Source organism: Streptomyces sp. CS113, assembly GCF_002188365.1.
In the GTDB taxonomy this organism is placed as follows: Bacteria; Actinomycetota; Actinomycetes; order Streptomycetales; family Streptomycetaceae; genus Streptomyces; species Streptomyces tendae.
Genome location: NZ_KZ195574.1, coordinates 4,171,832 through 4,195,410, shown reverse-complemented (window position 1 = coordinate 4,195,410; position 23,579 = coordinate 4,171,832). Strand labels below are relative to the sequence as shown.

The window sequence follows — 23,579 nt, the reverse complement described above, 5'->3', positions numbered from 1 at the left end:
CGGAGAGGGTCTGCGTGAGGGCGGAGTGCCGCCTGGAGAGTCGTCTCGTTCATCCCGTACTGTGGCTTTTGTCGTCAGGGTAGGAAGCCAGACGCGGCTCTTGGGGAAGGGACTTGAAGGACTTGATGGAGCGCACCGTCGTCCGCTGTGCCGATGGGCACGTGTTCACCGCCACCTCGTTCCCGATGCAGCAGGCCGATCGCCTCGGCCCCGGCCGGCTCGTCCGATGTCCGCGGTGTGCGCGGCTGCGGAGTGCCGTGCCTGTGGGTGCGGAGAAGCGGTAGCAGGAAGCACTACAGGTACGGTCCGGGCGCGCGGCGCGGCGGCGGTTGTCGCTGCTCCGCGCGCCTTGCGTATCCTCGGTGCGTGCTTCTCTCAGACAAGGACATCCGGGCCGAGATCGACGCCGGACGGGTCCGCATCGAGCCCTTCGACGACTCCATGGTGCAGCCGTCGAGCATCGACGTGCGTCTCGACCGCTACTTCCGGGTGTTCGAGAATCACCGGTACCCGCACATCGACCCCTCCGTCGAGCAGGTGGATCTGACCCGGCTCGTGGAGCCGGAGGGCGACGAGCCGTTCATCCTGCACCCCGGCGAGTTCGTGCTGGCCAGTACGTACGAGGTCATCACCCTCCCCGACGATCTGGCGTCCCGGCTCGAGGGGAAGAGCTCGCTCGGGCGGCTCGGGCTGGTCACGCACTCCACCGCCGGGTTCATCGACCCGGGTTTCTCGGGGCACGTGACGCTGGAGCTGAGCAATCTCGCGACCCTCCCGATCAAGCTGTGGCCGGGGATGAAGATCGGGCAGCTGTGCATGTTCCGGCTCACCTCGCCGGCCGAGCACCCGTACGGGAGCGAGCGCTACGGGTCCCGTTACCAGGGGCAGCGGGGGCCGACCGCCTCCCGGTCCTTCCTCAATTTCCATCGGACCCAGGTCTGAACCCAGGTATGAGCCCAGTGACGAGCAGGATGAGCGGGACGCGCGCATGAGTGATGTTCGGGAGAACCTGACCTACGAGCAGTTCGGCGTCGCCGTGCGCGAACTCGCGCAGGCCGTCGCCGACGACGGGTACGAGCCGGACATAGTGCTGTCCATCGCCCGCGGGGGCGTCTTCGTCGCCGGTGGGCTGGCGTACGCGCTCGACTGCAAGAACATCCACCTCGTGAACGTGGAGTTCTACACGGGCGTCGGTACCACGCTCGACATGCCCGTCATGCTCGCGCCCGTCCCGAACGTCATCGACTTCTCCGACAAGAAGGTCCTGATCACCGACGACGTCGCCGACACCGGCAAGACGCTCAAGCTGGTGCGGGACTTCTGCCTGGACACGGTCGCCGAGGTCCGCAGCGCGGTGATCTATGAGAAGTCCCACTCCCTCGTCCAGTGCGAGTACGTGTGGAAGCGGACCGACGACTGGATCAACTTCCCGTGGTCCGTCCTGCCGCCCGTCGTGCGCCGGGACGGGCAGGTGCTCGACGCCTGACAGGCGAGAGAAGAGGGGCCCTCGGTGCGACCGGTGTCGCGCCGGGGGCCCCTCTCCGTGCTCGGGTCGGGCAGGTCAGTACAGGCCCTTGAAGGTGTTCCAGCCGCCCGTGCCCACCAGCACCCGGCCGCCGTACGTGCCGTCGCCCGCGGACGCGTACCGCCACAGCTTCCCGGTGGTGTCCCGGGCCAGCAGGTCGGTGCGGCCGTCGCCGGAGAGGTCGCCGGTGCCGACGAGGGCGGAGTAGGTGTTCCAGCCGCCGCCCACCCGCTCCCGCTTGGTCACACTGCCGGCCGCGGTGCCGTAGTACCGCCACAGGACACCGGCGGAGTCCCGCCCGAGCAGGTCGCCGCGCCCGTCCCCGTTCAGGTCACCGGCGCCGGTGATCCACTGGTACAGCTTCCAGTTCGTCTGGATCCGCACCCGGGACTTCAGGTGGTGGTCGGCGGTGCCCGCGTAGAAGTAGATGTCACCGGTGGACTGCTGGCGGGCGATCAGGTCGGTGAAGCCGTCCCCGTTCAGGTCGCCCGGCGAGGTCAGCCGGTCGTACTGGCCCCAGCCCTTGCCGATCGAGGTGTACGGCGACGAGGCGCCGACGACCTTGCCGCAGCCCGGGCGGTAGGCCCGCAGCTCGTCGCCCGACCGCACCAGGACGTCGGCGCACCGGTCCCCGTCCACGTCGCCGACGGGCACGAGCACGGAGCCGGCCGGGAACGCGCCGCCCGACCCGGCGACGCGGGAGGACACGCCACCGGTTCCGTTGCCCCGGTACAGGGACACGGCCCCGGCGCCGTCCACCGTCACCAGGTCGCCGAAGCCGTCGTCGCCCGCCATGTCCCGCCACACGGCGGCACCGCCGGTGACCGGCACGGTGCCGGAGACGGACAGGTCGGCCCCGACGCCGTCGGCGGGCTTCGCGGTCAGGGTCCAGGTGTAGGCGCCGTTGGGTACGTACTTCCCGGCGGCGTCCCTGCCGTCCCAGGACGCCGAGGCCAGGCCGCGGGCCTCGCCGCCGGACAGGGTGCGCACGGTCTTGCCGCTCGCCTTGTTCCTCAGCGTCAGCGACCAGGAGGCAGCCGGCTTCGACAGCCACCAGCGCGACGACCACGTCGTCCCGGCCCGCAGGTCCAGGGCGGGTGTCGTCTCCGCGTCGATGACGGCGATCCGGGAGGCCGGGACGCCCGAGGGGACGATCCGCACCCGGCGGTCCGCGCCCGTGTAGGCGACGTGACCGCCGAAGCGGTCCACCGTCCACCCGGCTCGGGGCACGGTCCGGTCGCCCAGCTCGGCGGCGGTGACGATCACGCGCCGGGGCAGGTCCGCCTCCGTGCCGCCGGTCGGCAGGCCGCCGCGCAGATCGAGGAGGGTCAGGCCGGCCGGGTCCGACTGGCGGACCAGGTAGCCGTCGCCGAGGAGGGACTTGTCGGCGCCGAGCCGCAGGGTGCGCTTCGTCTGCCGGTCGTAGACGCCGCCGCCCCGGTAGTTGGGCCAGGAGTCGTCGCACTGCCAGTACACCCAGCGCCCGACGGCCTGGAGATCGCGGGGGACGCACCCCGCGTCGAAGGTCTCCCCGGCGGTGTTCGTCGACAGGTTCTTCGCCGCGACCGTGGTCGGCAGGTTCAGGCCGGGGTCGTCCCAGCTGCCGGTGGCGCTCCACAGGGTGTTGCCCCAGACGGAGGCCGCGACCACCTGCCGCTTCTCCAGGACGCTTCCGGTGTCGCCGTCCTTGAAGCGGAGGACGGCCTGTGCGCCGCCCGATCCGTTGTTCACGACGCCGTACCGGCCGGAGAGGTCGACGAGTTCCGGGCTGTGGTAGCCGGAGGTCACCCGCGGGCCCCAGGACGGGTCGCCGTTGCGGTAGAGCACGGTGGCGCCCTGCTCGGTCGCGGCCTCGCGTCCGTGGTGTCCGTCGCCGCTCGCGAACATGGTGACGCAGTAGCCGTTCTCGGAGTCGCCGCAGTCGTTGTCACGGCCGCTCACGAGGGCGTCGACGGTCGAGTTCAGTTCCTCGGGGCGGCCGGAGGTCTTCAGCCACGTGCTGCGGTAGCCGCCGACGTAGGTGCCCGGCATGTAGAGCTTCGCGTCGTCGGCCGTGGTGAGGATGCCGCTGCCCAGCGAGATGCCATACGGCTCGGCCTCCCGGTCCGCGATGTCCGCGACGCGCTCGCGGGTGACGGTGCCGTCGGCGGCGGGCGTGAGGAGGTAGTACCCCCAGTCGAGCGGGCCCTCACTGGTGTCTTTTTCGGCGCCGGTCACCAGCAGCGAGCCGTCGGGTGTGCGGTGCACCGAGGGGGAGGCGACGGTCAGCAGGGTCTTCGCGCGGCCCTCGGTGTACCGCAGGGAGAGCGGGTTGCCGCGGTACTCGTTGTTGCCGGGGTTGGGCCGGGACACGGTGGCGAAGCCGTCGGCGAAGGGCAGGATCGTGTCGTCGTACGCGCCCACCTCGCGCAGGTCGAGGGTGGTCGGCTCGGCGTCCAGGTCGTCCCGGCGGTACACCTGGGCGGCGTAGGACTCCGGGGCGCCGAGGTGGAAGAAGGTGTCCCGGTCGAACCAGACGCGCTCGCCGTGCGTGGAGAGCGTCTTCAGCGACCCGGTGGCGAGGTCGACGACCCACCAACCCCCGTACTCGGTGGTGCCCTCCCACTTGCTGCCGTGGACGGCCACGGACCGGGTGTCGCCGTCGCTGATGGTGAGGTTCCACCCCTCCGGCAGGCCCTCCAGCTTCCGGTCCCGCACCTCGCCGTTCTCCAGGCTCAGCAGGTGCAGGCTCGTCACGGCGCGCTCGGTGCCGGTGCGGGTGATGACGGTGTCGCCGTAGGTCGCGACGTACGTCTGGCCCTCGGGGACCGGGATCGTGACCGTCGGACCGTCGCCCGCCCGCTGCTGGAGCGTCACGTGCGGGGCCGGGGACGGCGCGTAGAGCGCGACGGTGTCGGAGCCGTGGCCGAAGTCCGCGGGGTACCGGTCGAAGCGGAAGTCGTCGACGTCGTAGGCGAGGGGCTCGGGCAGCCGGTGGTCGAGGACGGTCGTCGCGCCGGTGGCGTAGTCGATCCAGCGCAGGCGGTCGTCGCCCTCCTGCGCGGTGAGGAAGCCGGTCTCCCCGGCGTTCAGGACGAGGGTGGCGCGGGGGACGAAGCGGGCGCCCGGGCTGATGACGACGGGGTCGGCGGACGCGGCGGGGGTGTCGGCGGCGGCCGTCGCCGCGGCGGTGCCGATTCCGGCGGTCACGGCGAGCGTGACGGTGAGAGCGATACGGCCGAGCGCACGCCGACGGCGCACGGCCCGCTTGTTCAGCGGACGAAACACGAAAGAAGTCCCTCCCCAGGGCGGTCACGCAGGGGGGCGTTTCATGGGTGCGCCGCTCGTCCCGCGTGAGCAGGGCGACAGTAGCAGGAGGCGATCACGGTGCGGCAGGGCAAGGGCCCCGGTGTGACGCACACCGGGGCCCTTTCGCCTTCTGGGGACCTACGGCTAGAAGGTGCCCAGCTTCACGATCGACAGCAGGGCGATCAGCTGGATCGCGGAGGCGCCGAGCGCCTTGGGCCAGGGCAGGTCGTGGGAGCGGCTGACCATCAGGGTCAGCAGGGCGCCGGCCGCGACCCAGGTGGCCCAGCCGAGGATCTGGACGAAGGGCGCGTCACCGCCGGCGAACATCGCGACGACCAGGCGCGGGGCGTCCGTGAGGGACATGATCAGCATGGAGAGGCCGACCGTCGGCTGCCAGGCGCCGTCGCCGCCGAGCTGGCGGGCCAGGGTGTGGGTGACCACGCCCAGGACGAAGGCGCTGAGCACCAGCGCGACGGCCGTGGTCAGGACGATCGGGATGGCGTTCGAGAGGGTGGCGTTGATGGCCTCCTCGCGGGCGCCGTCGAAGCCGAAGACCGCCAGCAGGCCGTAGAGGAACGTCACGATGAGCGCCGGGACCCACATCGCGTAGTCCCGCATCTGGAGGAAGGTCTGGTTGGGCGCGAGGATCACGCCCTTCAGGAGGTCCTTCCAGTGCAGGCGGGGGCCGACCGGGCCGGGGGCCGGGGCGGAACCGGCGCGGTAGGTGTCGCCCTGGTTGTAGGGGTCGTCGACCGTGAACGCCTGGGTGTGGCCCGGGTTGTTGGCCGCGTACGGGTCGTACGGGGCCTGCTGGGGGTGTCCACCGGGGCCGCCCTGTCCGTAGCCGCCGTCGCCGAAGTACTCCGGCTCGCCGTGGCCCCCGTGTCCGCCCCCGGGTCCGGCACCGTGTGCCTGCGGCCACGGGGAGCCGCCGGGCGCGGGGGCGCCACCCCCGTACGGCTGCTGCGGGTACGGGGGCTGAGGCGCCGCGGGTCCGCCGTACGACGGTCCCTGGGGCGCCTGCTGTCCGTACGGGGGGCGTTGCGGTCGCGCGTTTGGAGCGCCGTTGTCCCGGCCGCGTCCGATCCTGAATCCAGCCACGCCTTCGAACGTACCTGGTCCCGGAGAGTGACGTGCGGGGCCCGGCCGTTCGGGGGGTCCTTTGCGGCCGAGCTGTGACATCCCTTACGGGTGCCCCCCGAGGCGTCCCCGAGGTCCGACCGGCGGACTCGCGGCGTCCGACCGCCGGTTCCCCTACGGGGCCAGGAACTGCGAGGTCGAGAAGGTGACCGCGGCCCGGGCCGTCACGACGTCCTTCGCCGCGCCCCGGTGGACCTCGACGGAGTCCTCCGTGTCGCCCCGGTGGGTGCGCAGCACCAGGTCGGCGAGGCCGTCGCCGTCGAAGTCGGCGGCCGTCAGCACCCGCGTCGTGCCCGCCGCCGCGGGGTGCACCGTGACCGGGTCCCGGGTCGTGGGGCCGGTCTCGCGGCCCGGGTGGACGCGTACGCCGGAGCCGCTGGAGACCAGGTCGCTCAGGCCGTCGCCGTCGAAGTCGGCGGCGTCGAGCACCGTACCGGGGGTGTCGAGGGTCCCGCGTGTCGCGGTGGGCAGGTCGTAGCGCATCGCGGTGCCGTCCGGGGTACCCACGGCCGCGTCCAGCGCCTTGCCCTTGCCGAAGGCGCCCAGCGCGATGTCGACGCCTGCGGGGAGGGCCGCCCCGGTGCGGGTCGGGCCGTCGGGGCCGCCCAGGACGAGGGCTGCCTTGCCGGGGCCCGCGGAGGTGCGGACGACCAGGTCGTCGTACCCGTCGCGGTTCACGTCGGCGGCGGGGCCGGTCGGGGCCTCGCCGGGCGACGGGACGGGCGCGCCGGCCCCGCGCGGGGCGCCCTTGCGGGTGAAGGGGCCGCGCAGATAGCTGAGGCGGCCGGCGGAGGCGTGCACGACCAGGTCCTGGGCGCCGTCGCCGTCGAAGTCGCCGCAGACCGGCCGCTCGGGCCAGTCGTTGCCGTAGCGGGCCTTGCCGGGGACGGTCAGCGGGACCGCGCGGTCGGTCGGTCCCGACGGGGAGCCGAAGAGGAGCTGGAGGGGGACCGGGGGGCGGCCCTGGCCGTCGTAGGGCGGGTCGGTGGTGACCACCAGGTCGGTGAAGCCGTCGCCGTCGAGGTCGCAGCTCGCCTCCGCCTCGAAGACGGCCGGCAACTGGCCGTCCACCCGCGCGGCGTGCGTCTTCGGCGTGAGCAACTGCCGGGCTCCGGGCACCAGTCCGCGGGACGAGCCGTAGACGATCCCGATGCCGGCGTCGTCGGCGTGGCTCTCCGCCGTCACCAGGTCGTCGAGGACCAGGTCGCGGTGGCCGTCGCCGTTGAAGTCGTCGGGGACCTCGCTGCCCTCGCCGTGCGGGACGGGGAGCAGGGCGGGGGCCTGGGCGGCGCGTACGGGAGTGGGGGCGGCGGCGTCCTCGGCGGCGGGCGCCGGGTGGTGGCCGCAGGCGGCGAGCAGCAGCAGGCAGCCGGCGGCGGCTGTGCCGGTCAGGGTGGTGCTTCTTCGCAGGCGCACCGTTCACCTCGTCCGTATCGACCCGTATCACCATTACCGACAACGACCGGGTAATGATGCACGTGTTCGACATGCGGCGACACCCCCGGGTGCGGGGGCGGCCCCCCCAGTGTCCATACGGCGACACCCCCGAGTCCGGGTGGACCTGGGGGTGTCGGCGTGGCGCTGGGCGTCGGGCGGCCGCTACTTCACCGGCTCCGGTGTCGGCTCGCTCTCCGGCTCCGGCTCGCCGGTCGGGTCGGCCGGGGTCTTGACGGAGTCCAGCAGGAGCTGGGCGACGTCGACGACCTGGATCGACTCCTTCGCCTTGCCCTCGTTCTTCTTGCCGTTGACCGAGTCCGTCAGCATGACGAGGCAGAACGGGCAGGCGGTCGAGACGATGTCGGGGTTGACCGACAGGGCCTCGTCGACGCGCTCGTTGTTGATGCGCTTGCCGATCCGCTCCTCCATCCACATCCGCGCGCCGCCGGCGCCGCAGCAGAAGCCGCGCTCCTTGTGGCGGTGCATCTCCTCGTTCCGGACGCCCGGGACGGCGGCGATGATCTCGCGCGGCGGGGTGTAGATCTTATTGTGGCGGCCCAGGTAGCAGGGGTCGTGGTAGGTGATGATGCCCTCGACCGGGGTGACCGGGAGCAGCTTGCCCTCGTCGACCAGGTGCTGGAGCAGCTGGGTGTGGTGGATGACCTCGTAGTCGCCGCCGAGCTGCGGGTACTCGTTGCCGAGGGTGTTGAGGCAGTGCGGGCAGGTGGCGACGATCTTCTTCGCCGACTTGGGCTTGCGGGACTCCTCGGTCACCTTGCCGTCGTCGTCCATCTCCTCGCCGAAGGCGGCGTTGAGGGACATGACGTTCTCCATGCCGAGCTCCTGGAACAGGGGCTCGTTGCCGAGGCGGCGGGCGGAGTCGCCGGTGCACTTCTCGTCGCCGCCCATGATCGCGAACTTGACGCCCGCGATGTGCAGCAGCTCGGCGAAGGCCTTGGTGGTCTTCTTGGCGCGGTCCTCCAGGGCGCCGGCGCAGCCGACCCAGTAGAGGTACTCGACCTCGGTGAGGTCCTCGATGTCCTTGCCGACGACCGGGACCTCGAAGTCCAGCTCCTTGAGCCACTCCAGGCGCTGCTTCTTGGCCAGGCCCCAGGGGTTGCCCTTCTTCTCCAGGTTCTTGAGCATCGTGCCCGCCTCGGACGGGAACGCCGACTCGATCATGACCTGGTAGCGGCGCATGTCGACGATGTGGTCGACGTGCTCGATGTCGACCGGGCACTGCTCGACGCAGGCGCCGCAGGTGGTGCAGGACCACAGGACGTCCGGGTCGATGACGCCGTTCTCTTCGAGGGTGCCGATCAGCGGGCGCTCGGCCTCCGCGAGGGCGGCGGCGGGAACCCCGGCCAGCTGCTCCTCGGACGCCTTCTCCTCGCCCTCCATCGTCTTGCCGCCGCCGGCCAGCAGGTAGGGGGCCTTGGCGTGCGCGTGGTCGCGCAGGGACATGATCAGGAGCTTGGGGGAGAGCGGCTTGCCGGTGTTCCAGGCGGGGCACTGCGACTGGCAGCGGCCGCACTCGGTGCAGGTGGAGAAGTCCAGCAGGCCCTTCCACGAGAACTGCTCGACCTGGGAGACGCCGAAGACGTCGTCGTCGCCGGGGTCGGTGAAGTCGATCGGCTTGCCGCCCGAGGTCATCGGGAGCAGCGGGCCGAGGGCGGTGCCGCCCTTCGCGTCGCGCTTGAACCAGATGTTCGGGAAGGCGAGGAAGCGGTGCCAGGCCACGCCCATGTCGGTCTTCAGGGCGACCGTGATCATCCAGATGAAGGAGGTCGCGATCTTCAGTCCGGCGAAGAAGTAGACGAGGTTCTGGAGCGTGCCGAGGTCGGCGTCGCGGAGCGCGGAGACGACCGGGTACGAGATGAAGAACGACGCCTCGTAGCCGTCCACGTGGTGGAGGGCGCCCTCCAGCGCGTGCAGCATGAAGATGCAGACGCCGACGATGAGGATGACGGCCTCGACGAAGTACGCCTGGCCGAAGTTGGAGCCCCCGAAGCGGGACTTGCGGCCCGGCTTGCGCGGGTGGGACAGCTGCCGGATCACGATCAGGACCAGGATGCCGAGCACCGTCATCGTGCCGATGAACTCGACGAAGACGTTGTACGGCGCCCAGTCGCCGATGACCGGCAGGATCCAGTCGGCCTGGAAGAGCTGGCCGACGGCGTTGACGATGGTCAGCAGCAGGGAGAAGAAGCCCACCGCGACGAACCAGTGCGCCACCCCGACGATGCCCCAGCGGTTCATCCGGGTGTGGCCGAGGAACTCCCTGACCACGGTGACGGTGCGGTCCACGGGGTCGTTGGTCCGCGTTCCGGCCGGCACCGGCTGGCCCAGCCGCATGTAGGTGACGATCTGCAGGACGGCGCGGCCGAACAGTGCGACGCCGACCACGATCAGGACCAGCGACACGATGATCGCGGCGAGTTGCATTTGGGGCTCCTCGGGCCTGCGAGGTTACGAGGGGGGCGGTGGTACTTGGTCTAGCGGTGGTACTCGGTCTGGCGGTGGTACTCGGCACCAGTGGTGGTACTCGGTACTGGTGGTATTGCTCGGTACTGCTGGGTGGTGCGCGGTGTAGCTCGTATTACTAAGCGGTAACTTAATCAGTCCGTTTGAGACTACCCCCATCCTCCGCCGCACTGTAGTCGGACGTGCGGTGATCTGCGTCGCTGAGGCAACCCTGGCCCGCGACGCGCCGTACCGCCCTCCTTGCGCGTAAGGAACGGATAAGAGTTGAGCCCGTCCGACTCACCTCTGTTGACCCATCGCCGGGCGTCGTGCACACTTGAGCCTGTTCCACTCAAGTCAGCTGGAGGTTATTCACCATGGCACGTGCGGTCGGCATCGACCTGGGCACGACTAACTCCGTCGTCAGCGTTCTGGAGGGCGGCGAGCCCACCGTCATCACCAACGCCGAGGGCGCCAGGACCACGCCGTCCGTCGTCGCCTTCGCCAAGAACGGCGAGGTGCTCGTCGGCGAGGTGGCCAAGCGCCAGGCGGTCACGAACGTCGACAGGACCATCCGCTCGGTCAAGCGCCACATGGGCACCGACTGGAAGGTCAACCTGGACGGCAAGGACTTCAACCCGCAGCAGATCAGCGCCTTCGTGCTGCAGAAGCTGAAGCGGGACGCCGAGTCCTACCTGGGCGAGAAGGTGACCGACGCGGTCATCACCGTCCCGGCGTACTTCAACGACGCCGAGCGCCAGGCCACCAAGGAGGCCGGTGAGATCGCGGGCCTCAACGTCCTGCGCATCGTCAACGAGCCGACCGCCGCCGCGCTGGCGTACGGCCTCGACAAGGACGAGCAGGTCATCCTGGTCTTCGACCTCGGTGGCGGTACGTTCGACGTCTCGCTGCTGGAGATCGGCGACGGCGTCGTCGAGGTGAAGGCCACCAACGGTGACAACAACCTCGGTGGTGACGACTGGGACCAGCGCGTCGTCGACTACCTGGTCAAGCAGTTCCAGTCCGGCCACGGCGTGGACCTGGCCAAGGACAAGATGGCGCTCCAGCGCCTGCGCGAGGCCGCCGAGAAGGCGAAGATCGAGCTGTCCTCGTCCACCGAGACCACGATCAACCTCCCGTACATCACGGCCTCCGCCGAGGGCCCGCTGCACCTGGACGAGAAGCTCACCCGCGCCCAGTTCCAGCAGCTGACCTCCGACCTGCTGGAGCGCTGCAAGACGCCGTTCCACAACGTCATCAAGGACGCCGGCATCCAGCTGTCCGAGATCGACCACGTCGTTCTCGTCGGCGGCTCGACCCGTATGCCCGCCGTCGCGGAGCTGGTCAAGGAGCTGACCGGCGGCAAGGACGCCAACAAGGGCGTCAACCCGGACGAGGTCGTCGCCATCGGCGCCGCCCTCCAGGCCGGTGTCCTCAAGGGCGAGGTCAAGGACGTCCTGCTGCTCGACGTCACCCCGCTGTCCCTGGGTATCGAGACCAAGGGCGGCATCATGACCAAGCTGATCGAGCGGAACACGACGATCCCGACCAAGCGCTCGGAGATCTTCACCACCGCCGAGGACAACCAGCCCTCCGTGCAGATCCAGGTCTACCAGGGCGAGCGCGAGATCGCGGCGTACAACAAGAAGCTCGGGATGTTCGAGCTGACCGGTCTGCCGCCGGCGCCCCGCGGCGTCCCGCAGATCGAGGTCGCCTTCGACATCGACGCCAACGGCATCATGCACGTGACCGCGAAGGACCTGGGCACGGGCAAGGAGCAGAAGATGACCGTCACCGGCGGCTCCTCGCTGCCGAAGGACGAGGTCGACCGGATGCGCCAGGAGGCCGAGAAGTACGCGGAGGAGGACCACGCCCGCCGCGAGGCCGCCGAGTCCCGCAACCAGGGCGAGCAGCTCGTCTACCAGACGGAGAAGTTCCTCAAGGACAACGAGGACAAGGTCCCCGGCGAGGTGAAGACCGAGGTCGAGGGCGCCGTCGCCGAGCTGAAGGAGAAGCTCAAGGGCGAGGACACCGCCGAGATCCGCACCGCCACCGAGAAGGTCGCCGCCGTCTCGCAGAAGCTGGGCCAGGCCATGTACGCCGACGCCCAGGCCGCGCAGGCCGCCGGCGGCGAGGCCCCGGGTGCCGACGCCGGTGCCGAGGGCAAGGGTGCCGACGACGACGTCGTCGACGCCGAGATCGTGGACGACGAGCGCAAGGACGGTGCCGCGTGACGGAGGAGACCCCGGGTTTCGACGAGAAGCCCGACGTCCCCTCCGGCGCCACCCCTGACGACGCCGAGCCGCAGGCCGCCTCCGAAGAGGGGGCGGCCCCGGCCGGGGACGCGAGCGAGAACGCGGGTCTGGTGGCCCAGCTGGACCAGGTGCGCACCGCGCTGAACGAGCGCACGGCGGACCTCCAGCGCCTCCAGGCCGAGTACCAGAACTACCGCCGCCGGGTGGAGCGGGACCGCGTCGCGGTCAAGGAGGTCGCCGTCGCGAACCTCCTGTCCGAGCTGCTTCCCGTGCTCGACGACGTCGGGCGCGCCCGGGAGCACGGCGAACTGGTCGGCGGCTTCAAGTCCGTCGCGGAGTCGCTGGAGACGGTCATCGCCAAGATGGGCCTCCAGCAGTTCGGCAAGGAGGGCGAGCCCTTCGACCCGACGATCCACGAGGCCCTGATGCACTCCTACGCACCGGACGTCACCGAGACGACCTGCGTGGCGATCCTGCAGCCCGGGTACCGGATCGGCGAACGCACCATCCGCCCCGCGCGGGTGGCGGTCGCCGAGCCGCAGCCGGGTGCCCAGACGGTCAAGCCGGCCGAGGCCGGCGCCGAGGGACAGGACGCCTCCGACGCGGAGGACAACGCCGGGACCAAGGAGAGCGGTGGCCCGGACGAGGGCTGAGCTTGAAGTGACGACACAGGCGCGAGAGGAGGGACGTCGGGGATGAGCACGAAGGACTTCATCGAGAAGGACTACTACAAGGTTCTCGGCGTCCCCAAGGACGCCACCGAGGCCGAGATCAAGAAGGCGTACCGGAAGCTCGCCCGCGAGAACCACCCGGACGCCAACAAGGGAAACGTCAAGGCGGAGGAGCGCTTCAAGGAGATCTCCGAGGCCAACGACATCCTCGGTGACCCCAAGAAGCGCAAGGAGTACGACGAGGCCCGCGCCCTCTTCGGCAACGGCGGATTCCGCCCGGGGCCGGGCGCGGGCGGCGGCACCTTCAACTTCGACCTGGGCGACCTCTTCGGAGGCGGCGCCCAGGGCGGGGGAGGCCAGGGTGCCGGCGGCTTCGGCGGCGGTCTCGGCGACGTCTTCGGGGGCCTGTTCAACCGCACGGGCGGCGGACCCGGCGCCGGCCAGCGCACGCAGCCGCGGCGCGGGCAGGACATCGAGTCCGAGGTCACCCTGAGCTTCACCGAGGCCATCGAGGGCGCGACCGTGCCGCTCAGGATGTCCTCGCAGGCACCCTGCAAGGCCTGTTCGGGCACCGGCGACAAGAACGGCACACCGCGCGTGTGCCCGACCTGCGTCGGCACCGGCCAGGTCGCCCGGGGTTCGGGCGGCGGCTTCTCGCTCACCGACCCGTGCCCCGACTGCAAGGGCCGCGGCCTGATCGCCGAGGACCCCTGCGAGGTCTGCAAGGGTTCCGGACGCGCCAAGTCCTCGCGGACGATGCAGGTCCGGATCCCCGCCGGGGTCCTGGACGGGCAGCGCATCCGGCTGCGCGGCAAGGGCACGCCGGGCGAGCGGGGCGGTCCGGCGGGCGACCTGTACGTGGTCGTGCACGTCAAGGAGCACCCCGTCTTCGGCCGCCGGGGCGACAACCTCACCGTCACCGTCCCGGTCACCTACGCCGAGGCGGGCCTCGGCGGCGAGGTCCGGGTGCCGACCCTGGGCGGTCCGCCCGTCACGCTCAAGCTGCCGGCGGGCACGCCCAACGGCCGCACCATGCGGGCCAGGGGCAAGGGCGCGGTCCGCAAGGACGGCACCCGCGGCGACCTCCTGGTCACCGTGGAGGTGAGTGTTCCGCAGGACCTGACGGGGAAGGCTCGTGACGCGCTGGAGGCGTATCGCGAGGCGACCGCGGACGAGGATCCGCGGGCGGAGTTGTTCCAGGCCGCGAAGGGAGCTTGACGGGAATGGACGGTCGTCGACGCAACCCGTACGAACTGACCGAGGACACCCCGGTCTACGTCATCTCGGTGGCGGCCCAGCTCTCCGGCCTGCACCCGCAGACACTGCGCCAGTACGACCGTCTCGGCCTGGTCTCCCCGGACCGCACGGCCGGCCGCGGCCGGCGCTACTCGGCCCGCGACATCGAACTGCTCCGGCAGGTCCAGCAGTTGTCGCAGGACGAGGGCATCAACCTGGCCGGAATCAAGCGCATCATCGAACTGGAGAACCAGGTCGCCGAGCTCCAGGCCCGCGCGGCCGAGCTGGCCGCCGCGCTCGACGGCGCCGCCACGGCGATGCGTCAGCGCGAGGCCGCGGTACACGCGTCGTACCGCCGTGACCTGGTCCCTTACCAAGAGGTACAGCAGACCAGCGCGCTGGTGGTCTGGCGTCCCAAGCGCCACGGCCAGTCCTCGGACTGACCCGGACCGGCAGGCCGCACAAGGGAAGAACGGCAGCGACAGCCCCGGAGGACCACCCCGTCCTCCGGGGCTGGTTCACAACGGTGCTGTCTCATTGGTCTAGTACTTCTTGACGATTTGGTGAAGACAGCGTTGGCTTCCTTCACCGGGGTCACCTGGGTCGCTTGGATACCAACTACTCCCGTGTGTCGGAAGGTCTAGCGCAGTGAGCAGCCGTGCCCGTCGTACCGCCATATCCGTGGCCGCGTGTCTGATGACCTTCTCGCTCGCCTCCTGCGGTGTGCTGGGCGCCTCGGAGAGCAGCGACGACGCGAGCCCGACCAAGGGCAATGACCTCACCGTCGGCCTGCTGCTGCCGGAGAAGGAGAACACGCGCTACGAGCAGTTCGACTACCCCTTCTTCAAGGCGAAGGTCGGTGACCTCACGCGCGACGAGGGCAACGTCAAGTACGCCAACGCCGAGGCCAGCGCCGCCAAGCAGGCCGAGCAGATGCAGCAGATGGTCGACGACAAGGTCGACGTGATCGTGCTGGACGCGGTGGACGCGCACGCCATCGCCGACGGCGTGCAGAAGGCCAAGGACGCCGGCATCCCCGTGATCGCCTACGACCGGCTGGCCGAGGGCCCGATCGACGCCTACATCTCCTTCGACAACGAACTGGTCGGCGAGGTCCAGGGCCGCTCCCTCATCGAGGCGCTCGGCGGCGACCCGGAGAGCTCCGACAAGATCGTCATGATGAACGGCTCGTCCATCGACCCGAACGCCAAGCAGTTCAAGGCGGGCGCGCTGTCCGAGCTGAACGGCAAGGTGACGATCGCCCAGTCCTTCGACACCAAGGACTGGAAGCCGGAGAACGCCGAGGCCAACATGACCGAGGCGATCGAGAAGATCGGCAAGAACAAGATCGCGGGCGTCTACTCCGCCAACGACGGCATGGCGGGCGGCATCATCAAGGCCCTGGAGGACGCGGGCGTCACCGACCTGCCGCCGATCACCGGCCAGGACGCGGAACTGGCGGCGGTGCAGCGGATCGTCACCGGCGAGCAGTACATGAGCGTGTACAAGTCCTACCCGCAGGAGGCCGAGAACGCCGCGGAGATGGCCGTGGCGCGGGTCCAGGGCCGGGACATCCAGTTCGACGCGCTCGCCCGCGACAAGGTCGACAGCCCCACCCACAAGGGCATCCCCGCGCAGCTCGTCCCCGTCGTCGCCCTCACCAAGGCCAACATCGAGGAGACGGTCATCGCGGACGGCTTCTACAAGGTCAGCGACATCTGCACCGCCAAGTACGCGGACGCGTGCACGGAGGTCGGGCTGAAGTAGCCCGCGTGTCCTCCCGGTTCCACCGCCCGGACATTGCGGCAGAAACCGATCCTTGTCGTTCCCCGTACGGGATGGAGCCGTGTTGCGGAGCCGGTCCGGGCCGCGCATAGTTGCGCTGCGGAGGAGCCGGAACCGGGGGTGGGATGGGCGATGGCCGGGCACGGGGCTCAGGAGCACCCGCACGGGGCCGACCGGCTGTGCGCTGCCGGGGACCGCGTGTACTCCCGGGCCGTACGGCGCGGCCGCGTGCCGCGCCGGGACGCCGAGCCGGTCCCCTGCCTCCTCGAACTGGCCCTGCTGCACCCCGACCCGGACGACATGGACTGGCTGGTGCCGACCTCCCCGCAGGAGGTCATGACCCGGCTGCTGCGCGGGGTCCACGACGAGGTCAGCGCCAGTCAGCGGCGGGTGGGCTCGGCCGTGGAGGCCTTCGAGTGGTACGCGGACCTGGGCCGGCTGCTCCAGACCCCGGCCGGCCCCGAGGGCACGGCGCTCCGGGTCCTCGACGGGCTGTCCCGCATCCAGGCCGCGATGGACGAGGCGACGCAGGCCTGTACGACGGAGGTGCTCACCGTCCAGCCCGGTGGCATCCGGCGCGAGCACGAGCTGTCCGAGGGCCTGCACCGGGCGCTGGCGCTGCGCGGGCGCGGGGTGCGGATGCGGGACCTGTACACGCACGTGGCCCGGCACGGGCAGGGCCTGCTCAACTACCTGGAACTCATGGGTGACGCGGTGGAGGCCCGCACCCTCGACGAGGTCATCGACCGCCTCATCCTCTTCGACCGCACCGTCGCCTTCATCCCCGCCAACACCGACCGCACGATGGCCCTCGAACTGCGCCACCCCGCGCTGATCGCCTACCTGGTCACGGTCTTCGAACGCCTGTGGCGCCTGGCGATCCCGCTCACGGCCCCCCTCCCCGACACCGGCATCGAGGGCATCTCCCACCGCGAGCAGTCCATCGCGGCGCTCCTCGCGGAGGGCCACCAGGACGCGGTGATCGCGGAACGCCTCGGCATCAGCGTCCGCACGGCCCGCGCGCACATCGCCCGCCTCTCGGAGACCCTGGGCGCGGCCAGCCGCACGCAGTTGGGCGTCCGCATAGCCCAGGCCGGCCTGGACGGCTCCCCGCGCGGCGCCGCCCCGGCCCCCGTCATCCTTCCCGATCGAGAATCCCCGACTGCCCGATGAGATACCCGAGCTGAGCGCGGCTCTCGCTGCCGAGGGTGGTGGCGAGTTTGGCGATGTGGACGCGGGCGGTGCGGACGTTCATGCCGAGGCGGTCGGCGATGTCGGAGTCGGTGTGGCCTTCGACGAGGAGGGCGGCTATGGCGCGTTGGCGGGGGGTGATGCCGTCCGGCGACTGCCGTTGGACGGTATGCGGGTACATCGGTGTGGCCAGGCGCCAGAGGCGGTCGAAGACCGTGACGAAGTGGGTGATCAGGGCGGGGTGGCGGACTTCGAGGGCCAGGGTGCGGTCGGTGTTGGCGGGGATGAAGGCGACCGTGTGGTCCACGATGATGAGCCGCTCTGGCACCTCGTCGAGCGTGCGTGCCTCGACGTCACCGGTCAGCTGCTCGTAGCGGTCCCGGGTGTAGGGGATGTGCCGGACGGAGTGCTGATACAGGGCGCGGATGCGGCCACCGCGGTCGAGAAATGCCTGGTCCCTCGCCACGGCGGCTGCGTGGACCTCGGGGCGCCTGGTGAGGTGTGGGCGGTACGGCTGGATGGTGAGTGTTTCGGTCCGCGCTTCAGCCAGGGCTTCGGCGATCGCCCGGTTCGTTCGCTCGTTGCTCTTGAGGGCCCTGAGCATCGGAGTGCTGGTGCCTGCTGGGTGCACTCCCGCACGCACGAGGGGCTCGAACGTGTCGGCTATGCGTTGTCCGCGCCGCCGCTCGTCGGCGATGCGTTCATCGGAGGCTCGCAGCAGCCGTTGCAGGGCGATGGACGGTGTGACCGGCTCCAGGCGTTCCGGGTCCTCGGCGGTGGGACGCAGGAGGCCCATGTCGAGGAGACAGGGCGCTGTGTCCACGGCCCGCAGTGCCACCTGGCCGTCGCGCAGAACGCGTTGGTACATCCGCTGGCCTTCGACACAGAGTTCGTCGGGCCTGTGATGCGCATGCGGTGTGGTCATTGGTCAGCGTTCTCGGACTGGAGCAATCCCGACTGCCCGATGAGGTAGCCGAGCTGAGCCCGGCTTTCGCTGCCGAGGGTGGTGGCGAGTTTGGCGATGTGGACGCGTGCGGTGCGGACGTTCATGCCGAGGCGGTCGGCGATGTCGCTGTCGGTGTGGCCTTCGACGAGGAGGGCGGCTATGGCGCGTTGGCGGGGGGTGATGCCGTTGAGGGTGGGCTGGTGGACGGCTTGGGGGTGCATGGGGGTGGCGAGGTGCCAGAGGCGGTCGAAGGTGGTGACGAAGTAGGCGATGAGGGCGGGGTGGCGGACTTCGAGGGCGAGTGAGCGGTCGGCGCTGGCCGGGATGAAGGCGACGGTGCGGTCGACGACGATGAGCCGTTCGGTCACCTCGTCCAGCGTGCGGGCCTCGACGTCTCCGGTCAGATGCTCGTAACGGGCGCGGGTGTAGGGGGCGTGGCGGGTGGTGTGCTGGTACAACGCCCGTACGCGGGCACCGCGATCGAGGAAGTCCTGGTCCCGCTTCATGGCCCCTTCGAGGATGTCGGGGCGCTTGGTGACGTGCGCGTCGTGTGGCTGGATCGCGAGGAGTTCCTTCCTGCCCTCGGCCATGGCTTCCTCGATGGCCTGGCCGGTGCGCTCCTTGCTGCTGAGGATGCGGAGGGCCGGGGTGTCCTCGGTGCTGAGACCCCGGCGGCCCAGGCGCATGAGGGGCTCGAAGGCGTCGGCCAGCCGCTGCCCGCGCCGTCTCTCGTCGGCGATGCGGTCCTCCGAGGACCGGAGCAGCCGTTGCAGCGCGACGGTCGGTGGAACGGGCTCCAGCCGGTCCAGGTCGTCGATGGCGGGGTGCAGGAGCCCGAGGTCGACGAGGCACGGCGCGACGGACACCTCGCCACTGCTCAGGTGGCCCTCACGCAGCGCACGGGAGTAGAGATCGAGACCTGTCTCGCACAGTTCGTCGCCGCAGTGCTGGTGCGCCTTGCCCGTCATGCGTGGCTTTCCCCTCCCAGGTTCCGGTTCCCCTGTTCGAGAATCCCAGACTGGGCTATGAGGTAGCCGAGTTGGGCGCGGCTGCCGCTCCCCAGGGCGGTGGCCAGTTTGGCTATGTGCGCCCGGCAGGTGCGTACGTTCATGCCCAGGCGGCGGGCGATGGCCTCGTCGACGTGGCCCTCCACCAGGAGCTTGGCTATGGAGTGCTGGATGTCGGTGATGCCGTCGGGGGCCGTCTCGTAGGGGGCGCCGGCGGTGAGCGGGACCGCTCGGCTCCAGATGAACTCGAACACCTTGATCAGGTAACCGACGAGTCCCGGGTGACGGATCTCCAGGGCCACCTGCCGGTCGTCACGGACCGGGATGAACGCCACGGTCTCGTCGCAGATGATCAGGCGTTCCACCAGTTCGTCGATGGTGCGGTACTCGGCCTTGCCGCTGGAGAAGCGGTCCACATAGGCCAGCCGCTCGGGACTGTAACGCGCCGTGTGCTGGTAGAGCGTCCGGATCCGCACCCCGCGCTCGGTCAGGGTCTTGTCGCGCTCCAGTCCCTCGATGACTCTCCGCTCCGGATGACGGGCGCTGGGCTGGATGCTCAGCACTTCGTTCGTGCACTGGTTCGTGGCCAGGTCGAGAGCGGTGTTGATGCGGTCGAGGCCTTCCAGCACGGTGATCGAATGCGTGGAGGAGGTGCCTTGCGCACTGAGGGCCATGAACGGCTCGAACGTTTCGGCCAGCTCGATGGACGTCCGCCTGCGCTGCGAGATCTCCCGCTCGATCGGATTGAGTCGCTGCGCCAGAGCGACCGCGGGGGGCACAGGACGCAGCCGGTTGGCGTCGTCGGGATCGGGATGCAGGAGGGCCAACTCCATCAGGCACGGAGCGGGCTCCGCGTCGGCGCGCGTTATATATCCAGTACGCAGGGCGTTCGCGTAGAGGCGCCCGCCCTCCCTACACAGTTCAGTGATGGAATGGGGATGTGTCTCGTTGGTCCGATTTGTTGTCAAATCTCCACCCCCCAGGGTCCTGAACATGCAGGAACATGATGCACCGATTGTGTGGCCATGACGTGCCTATATGAGCCATCGTCTTATCCGACGGGGGAAGAGGGGACCTTCAAGTGAGGACGAAGCCGACTATGTCTAAGAGAATGCTTCGCTCGGTGCTTGTCGCCGCCTTCTCCGCCGTCGTGGCCTTCGGAGCTCTGAATGGCCTCGGAACAGCGCAGGGCGACGAGCGAGTGGGCAGTGTGGAGTCAGTGGCGGAGGTGCCCGCTGCGTCCGTCGGTGCGAACGCCGAAGCAACTACGAGTGACACCATCTGGTCGTGACATGACTACTCCACCTGATGACCGCTCCTTCCGTCGTGAAATGGCCACCGCCTACCGCTCCGGCTGGCACTTCATCGACCTGGTCACCGCGATCCCGCACGCCGGTGACTCCCTGATGGTGACCGTCTTCGGTGAGCCGGTCGTCGTCACGCTGGACGAGGACGGCGACGTGCGGGCGTACCGGTGTCTGCGGCGGCCTCGGGGGGCGCCGCAGCCCGTGAGGTGTGCCATCCGGTACGGAATGATCTTTGTGAACCTGGACCAGCGGGACCACCGGCTCGAGCAGCCGGAGATCCCCGAAGTGAGGACCATCTCGGCCACCCCCCGCAGTGCCTGACGCGATTCCCCCGTCGTAACAGATCGCTCAGGTGCTTCCCCCCGGCAGCGGCGTCACCGTGACCTGAACACGGTGACGCCGCTGTCGCATGTGCGGACATATCGCGGAACCGGCCGGTTCCAGGGCTGGCCGAAAAGGTACTCGTGTGCCGCGTCCCGTCTCCCGTCCCGCTGCCCCGGCCGCCCCTCCTCGGCGGAGAAGTGCGCCCGACTCCTTGAGTGGCCCTGACTCAACTTTGTGTACGCTGGACGAGTCAGCACTACGCGAGGAGGAGAGCCAGAACGTGGACGCCGAGCTGACCAACCGGAGCCGGGACGCGATCAACGCGGCCAGCAACCGGGCCGTGACCGAGGGAAACGCCGACCTCACCCCCGCCCACCTGCTCCTTGCGCTGCTCCAGGGGCAGGACAACGAGAACATCACCGACCTGCTCGTCGCCGTCGAGGCCGACCTCGCCGCCGTGCGCACCGGCGCCGAGCGCATCGTCGCCGGGCTGCCCAGCGTCACCGGGTCCACGGTCGCGCCTCCGCAACCCAGCCGTGAGATGCTCGCCGTGGTCGCCGACGCCCAGGCACGCGCCAAGGAACTCGGGGACGAGTACCTCTCCACCGAGCACCTGCTCCTCGGCATCGCCGCGAAGGGCGGCGCGGCCGGTGAGGTACTGGAGGGGCAGGGAGCCAGTGCGAAGAAGCTTCAGGAGGCGTTCCGCAAGGCGAGGGGAGGGCGCCGGGTGAACACGCCCGACCCCGAGGGGCAGTACAAGGCCCTGGAGAAGTTCGGCACCGACCTCACGGCCGCCGCCCGGGACGGGAAGCTCGACCCCGTCATCGGACGCGACCAGGAGATCCGGCGCGTCGTCCAGGTGCTGAGCCGGCGGACCAAGAACAACCCCGTGCTCATCGGCGAGCCCGGTGTCGGCAAGACCGCCGTCGTCGAGGGGCTCGCCCAGCGGATCGTCAAGGGGGACGTGCCCGAGTCGCTGAAGGACAAGCGGCTGGTGGCGCTGGACCTCGGCGCCATGGTCGCCGGGGCGAAGTACCGCGGTGAGTTCGAGGAGCGGCTGAAGACCGTCCTCGCCGAGATCAAGGACTCCGACGGGCAGGTCGTCACCTTCATCGACGAGCTGCACACCGTCGTCGGCGCCGGCGCCGGCGGGGACTCCGCCATGGACGCCGGGAACATGCTCAAGCCCATGCTGGCCCGTGGCGAGCTGCGCATGGTGGGGGCCACCACCCTCGACGAGTACCGGGAGCGGATCGAGAAGGACCCGGCCCTGGAGCGGCGCTTCCAGCAGGTGCTGGTCGCCGAGCCGACCGTCGAGGACTCCATCGCGATCCTGCGCGGGCTCAAGGGCCGCTACGAGGCCCACCACAAGGTGCAGATCGCCGACAGCGCGCTGGTGGCCGCCGCGAGCCTCTCCGACCGGTACATCACCTCCCGCTTCCTGCCCGACAAGGCCATCGACCTGGTCGACGAGGCGGCCTCCCGGCTCCGCATGGAGATCGACTCCTCGCCCGTCGAGATCGACGAACTCCAGCGCTCCGTCGACCGGCTCAAGATGGAGGAGCTGGCGATCGGCAAGGAGACCGACGCCGCCTCCCTGGAGCGCCTGGAGCGGCTGCGGCGCGACCTCGCCGACAAGGAGGAGGAGCTGCGCGGCCTCACCGCCCGCTGGGAGAAGGAGAAGCAGTCCCTCAACCGGGTCGGCGAGCTGAAGGAGAAGCTCGACGAGCTGCGCGGGCAGGCCGAACGCGCCCAGCGCGACGGCGACTTCGACACCGCCAGCAAGCTGCTCTACGGCGAGATCCCGGACCTGGAGCGCGACCTGGAGGCCGCCTCCGAGGCCGAGGAGGAGGTCGCCAGGGACACCATGGTCAAGGAGGAGGTCGGCGCCGACGACATCGCGGACGTCGTCGCCTCCTGGACCGGCATCCCCGCCGGCCGCCTCCTGGAGGGCGAGACGCAGAAGCTGCTGCGCATGGAGGACGAGCTGGGCAAGCGGCTCATCGGCCAGTCCGAGGCCGTACGGGCCGTCTCCGACGCCGTACGGCGCAGCCGGGCCGGGATCGCCGACCCGGACCGCCCGACCGGTTCGTTCCTCTTCCTCGGCCCCACCGGCGTGGGCAAGACCGAGCTGGCCAAGGCGCTCGCCGACTTCCTCTTCGACGACGAGCGGGCCATGGTCCGCATCGACATGTCGGAGTACAGCGAGAAGCACAGCGTGGCCCGGCTGGTCGGCGCGCCCCCCGGCTACGTCGGCTACGAGGAGGGCGGCCAGCTCACCGAGGCCGTGCGCCGGCGGCCGTACACCGTCGTGCTGCTCGACGAGGTGGAGAAGGCGCACCCCGAGGTCTTCGACATCCTGCTCCAGGTGCTGGACGACGGCCGCCTCACCGACGGCCAGGGCCGCACGGTCGACTTCCGCAACACCATCCTGGTGCTCACCTCCAACCTGGGCAGCCAGTACCTGGTCGACCCGACGACCGGTGAGGCGGAGAAGAAGCAGCAGGTCCTGGAGGTGGTCCGGTCCTCCTTCAAGCCCGAGTTCCTCAACCGGCTCGACGACCTGGTGGTCTTCTCGGCCCTCAGCAAGGAGGAGCTGAGCCGGATCGCGCGGCTCCAGATCAACGCCCTGGCCCGGCGGCTCGCCGAACGCCGCCTCACCCTGGAGGTCACCGACGAGGCCCTGGCCTGGCTGGCCGAGGAGGGCAACGATCCGGCCTACGGCGCCCGCCCGCTGCGCCGCCTGGTGCAGACCGCGATCGGCGACCGGCTCGCCCGGGAGATCCTCTCCGGCGAGATCAAGGACGGCGACACGGTCCGGGTGGACCGCTTCGGCGAGGACCTGATCGTGGGACCGGCGAGCGGCAAGACGCTGTAGCGGACCGCACGGCACCGCCCCGGCGACCCGCCCCACGGGTTGCCGGGGCCCCGAGCGGGTACCCGACTGGCCGGATCAAGTCAGCCCAGGGCTGACAGGCCCCCGACGGGCTTGCCACCCCCCTCC

The 23,579-nt window shown here is 70.3% G+C and carries 17 protein-coding genes; 10 read left to right on the top strand and 7 right to left on the bottom strand.

Annotation, left to right across the window (positions count from 1 at the left end; translation table 11 throughout):
* The first annotated feature begins 366 nt into the window (after positions 1-366).
* Both dcd and B9W62_RS18495 read left to right on the top strand, forming a co-directional pair.
* Complete coding sequence (gene dcd, locus B9W62_RS18500; RefSeq protein ID WP_030180420.1) at positions 367-942, top strand: dCTP deaminase; 576 nt, start codon at positions 367-369, stop codon at positions 940-942.
* A gap of 46 nt (positions 943-988) precedes the next feature.
* Positions 989-1,486, top strand: coding sequence for a phosphoribosyltransferase (locus B9W62_RS18495; RefSeq protein WP_030401433.1), 498 nt, complete (start codon positions 989-991; stop codon positions 1,484-1,486).
* Positions 1,487-1,561: 75 nt separating this feature from the next.
* On the opposite strand, the gene B9W62_RS18490 is transcribed toward B9W62_RS18495, so the two are convergent.
* The 4 genes from B9W62_RS18490 to B9W62_RS18475 all read right to left on the bottom strand — a co-directional run bounded on the left by B9W62_RS18490 (position 1,562) and on the right by B9W62_RS18475 (position 9,835).
* Positions 1,562-4,792: an FG-GAP-like repeat-containing protein gene (locus B9W62_RS18490; RefSeq protein WP_087808197.1), complete on the bottom strand. Its 3,231-nt coding sequence runs from the start codon at positions 4,790-4,792 to the stop codon at positions 1,562-1,564.
* Positions 4,793-4,957: 165 nt separating this feature from the next.
* A complete protein-coding gene (locus tag B9W62_RS18485; protein WP_087808195.1) occupies positions 4,958-5,995 on the bottom strand; it encodes a Yip1 family protein in 1,038 nt (345 codons plus the stop codon).
* A 72-nt stretch (positions 5,996-6,067) separates the two neighbouring features.
* Complete coding sequence (locus B9W62_RS18480) at positions 6,068-7,369, bottom strand: FG-GAP repeat domain-containing protein (protein ID WP_087808194.1); 1,302 nt, start codon at positions 7,367-7,369, stop codon at positions 6,068-6,070.
* 183 nt (positions 7,370-7,552) lie between these two features.
* On the bottom strand, positions 7,553-9,835 hold the full coding sequence (locus B9W62_RS18475) for a heterodisulfide reductase-related iron-sulfur binding cluster (RefSeq protein ID WP_087808192.1): 2,283 nt from the start codon (positions 9,833-9,835) through the stop codon (positions 7,553-7,555).
* 395 nt (positions 9,836-10,230) lie between these two features.
* On the opposite strand from B9W62_RS18475, the gene dnaK reads away from it, so the two are divergent.
* The 6 genes from dnaK to B9W62_RS18445 all read left to right on the top strand — a co-directional run bounded on the left by dnaK (position 10,231) and on the right by B9W62_RS18445 (position 16,973).
* Entirely contained in the window at positions 10,231-12,087 is a 1,857-nt protein-coding gene (dnaK, locus tag B9W62_RS18470) for a molecular chaperone DnaK (RefSeq protein WP_087808191.1), read from the top strand.
* Positions 12,084-12,761, top strand: coding sequence for a nucleotide exchange factor GrpE (gene grpE / locus B9W62_RS18465; RefSeq protein ID WP_087808189.1), 678 nt, complete (start codon positions 12,084-12,086; stop codon positions 12,759-12,761). Before dnaK ends, grpE begins: the two co-directional genes overlap by 4 nt.
* A 42-nt stretch (positions 12,762-12,803) precedes the next feature.
* Positions 12,804-13,997 carry a molecular chaperone DnaJ gene (dnaJ, locus tag B9W62_RS18460; protein ID WP_087808187.1) on the top strand — a complete coding sequence of 398 codons (1,194 nt, stop codon included), beginning with the start codon at positions 12,804-12,806 and terminating at the stop codon, positions 13,995-13,997.
* A 5-nt stretch (positions 13,998-14,002) separates the two neighbouring features.
* Positions 14,003-14,458 (top strand): heat shock protein transcriptional repressor HspR, encoded by a 456-nt coding sequence (locus tag B9W62_RS18455; protein ID WP_059299450.1) that lies wholly within the window; start codon positions 14,003-14,005, stop codon positions 14,456-14,458.
* A gap of 205 nt (positions 14,459-14,663) precedes the next feature.
* The gene (locus B9W62_RS18450; protein ID WP_087808185.1) at positions 14,664-15,782 is read left to right on the top strand and encodes a sugar ABC transporter substrate-binding protein; all 1,119 of its coding nucleotides are present in this window, start codon (positions 14,664-14,666) and stop codon (positions 15,780-15,782) included.
* A 150-nt stretch (positions 15,783-15,932) separates the two neighbouring features.
* Positions 15,933-16,973: a helix-turn-helix transcriptional regulator gene (locus B9W62_RS18445; protein ID WP_142199877.1), complete on the top strand. Its 1,041-nt coding sequence runs from the start codon at positions 15,933-15,935 to the stop codon at positions 16,971-16,973.
* On the opposite strand, the gene B9W62_RS18440 is transcribed toward B9W62_RS18445, so the two are convergent.
* From B9W62_RS18440 to B9W62_RS18430, 3 genes are read right to left on the bottom strand one after another with little or no spacing between them, the layout of a single operon-like run.
* Positions 16,936-17,916, bottom strand: a complete 981-nt coding sequence (locus B9W62_RS18440) for a LuxR C-terminal-related transcriptional regulator (protein ID WP_087808182.1) — start codon at positions 17,914-17,916, stop codon at positions 16,936-16,938. The two genes, B9W62_RS18445 and B9W62_RS18440, sit on opposite strands and share 38 nt — an antisense overlap.
* Positions 17,913-18,905 carry a helix-turn-helix transcriptional regulator gene (locus tag B9W62_RS18435; RefSeq protein WP_087808181.1) on the bottom strand — a complete coding sequence of 331 codons (993 nt, stop codon included), beginning with the start codon at positions 18,903-18,905 and terminating at the stop codon, positions 17,913-17,915. Before B9W62_RS18435 ends, B9W62_RS18440 begins: the two co-directional genes overlap by 4 nt.
* A complete protein-coding gene (locus B9W62_RS18430; RefSeq protein WP_256976486.1) occupies positions 18,902-19,939 on the bottom strand; it encodes a helix-turn-helix domain-containing protein in 1,038 nt (345 codons plus the stop codon). The genes B9W62_RS18435 and B9W62_RS18430 overlap by 4 nt, the downstream gene beginning before the upstream one ends.
* Before the next feature lie 297 nt (positions 19,940-20,236).
* Here B9W62_RS18430 and B9W62_RS18420 point away from each other — a divergent pair, with 297 nt between their 5' ends.
* Together B9W62_RS18420 and clpB are read left to right on the top strand one after the other, a co-directional pair.
* The gene (locus B9W62_RS18420) at positions 20,237-20,572 is read left to right on the top strand and encodes a Rieske (2Fe-2S) protein (RefSeq protein WP_003975277.1); all 336 of its coding nucleotides are present in this window, start codon (positions 20,237-20,239) and stop codon (positions 20,570-20,572) included.
* A gap of 283 nt (positions 20,573-20,855) precedes the next feature.
* Positions 20,856-23,453 (top strand): ATP-dependent chaperone ClpB, encoded by a 2,598-nt coding sequence (gene clpB / locus B9W62_RS18415; protein ID WP_087808178.1) that lies wholly within the window; start codon positions 20,856-20,858, stop codon positions 23,451-23,453.
* Positions 23,454-23,579 lie beyond the last annotated feature (126 nt).

Bases quoted from the DNA above. Each gene is read 5' to 3' on its own strand.
- B9W62_RS18495 (WP_030401433.1), top strand. From the start codon at position 989: ATGAGTGATGTTCGGGAGAACCTGACCTACGAGCAGTTCGGCGTCGCC.
- B9W62_RS18485 (WP_087808195.1), bottom strand. From the start codon at position 5,995: ATGTCACAGCTCGGCCGCAAAGGACCCCCCGAACGGCCGGGCCCCGCA.
- B9W62_RS18475 (WP_087808192.1), bottom strand. From the start codon at position 9,835: ATGCAACTCGCCGCGATCATCGTGTCGCTGGTCCTGATCGTGGTCGGC.
- dnaK (WP_087808191.1), top strand. From the start codon at position 10,231: ATGGCACGTGCGGTCGGCATCGACCTGGGCACGACTAACTCCGTCGTC.
- dnaJ (WP_087808187.1), top strand. From the start codon at position 12,804: ATGAGCACGAAGGACTTCATCGAGAAGGACTACTACAAGGTTCTCGGC.
- B9W62_RS18455 (WP_059299450.1), top strand. From the start codon at position 14,003: ATGGACGGTCGTCGACGCAACCCGTACGAACTGACCGAGGACACCCCG.
- B9W62_RS18445 (WP_142199877.1), top strand. From the start codon at position 15,933: ATGGCCGGGCACGGGGCTCAGGAGCACCCGCACGGGGCCGACCGGCTG.
- B9W62_RS18440 (WP_087808182.1), bottom strand. From the start codon at position 17,916: ATGACCACACCGCATGCGCATCACAGGCCCGACGAACTCTGTGTCGAA.
- B9W62_RS18435 (WP_087808181.1), bottom strand. From the start codon at position 18,905: ATGACGGGCAAGGCGCACCAGCACTGCGGCGACGAACTGTGCGAGACA.
- B9W62_RS18430 (WP_256976486.1), bottom strand. From the start codon at position 19,939: ATGTTCAGGACCCTGGGGGGTGGAGATTTGACAACAAATCGGACCAAC.
- B9W62_RS18420 (WP_003975277.1), top strand. From the start codon at position 20,237: ATGACTACTCCACCTGATGACCGCTCCTTCCGTCGTGAAATGGCCACC.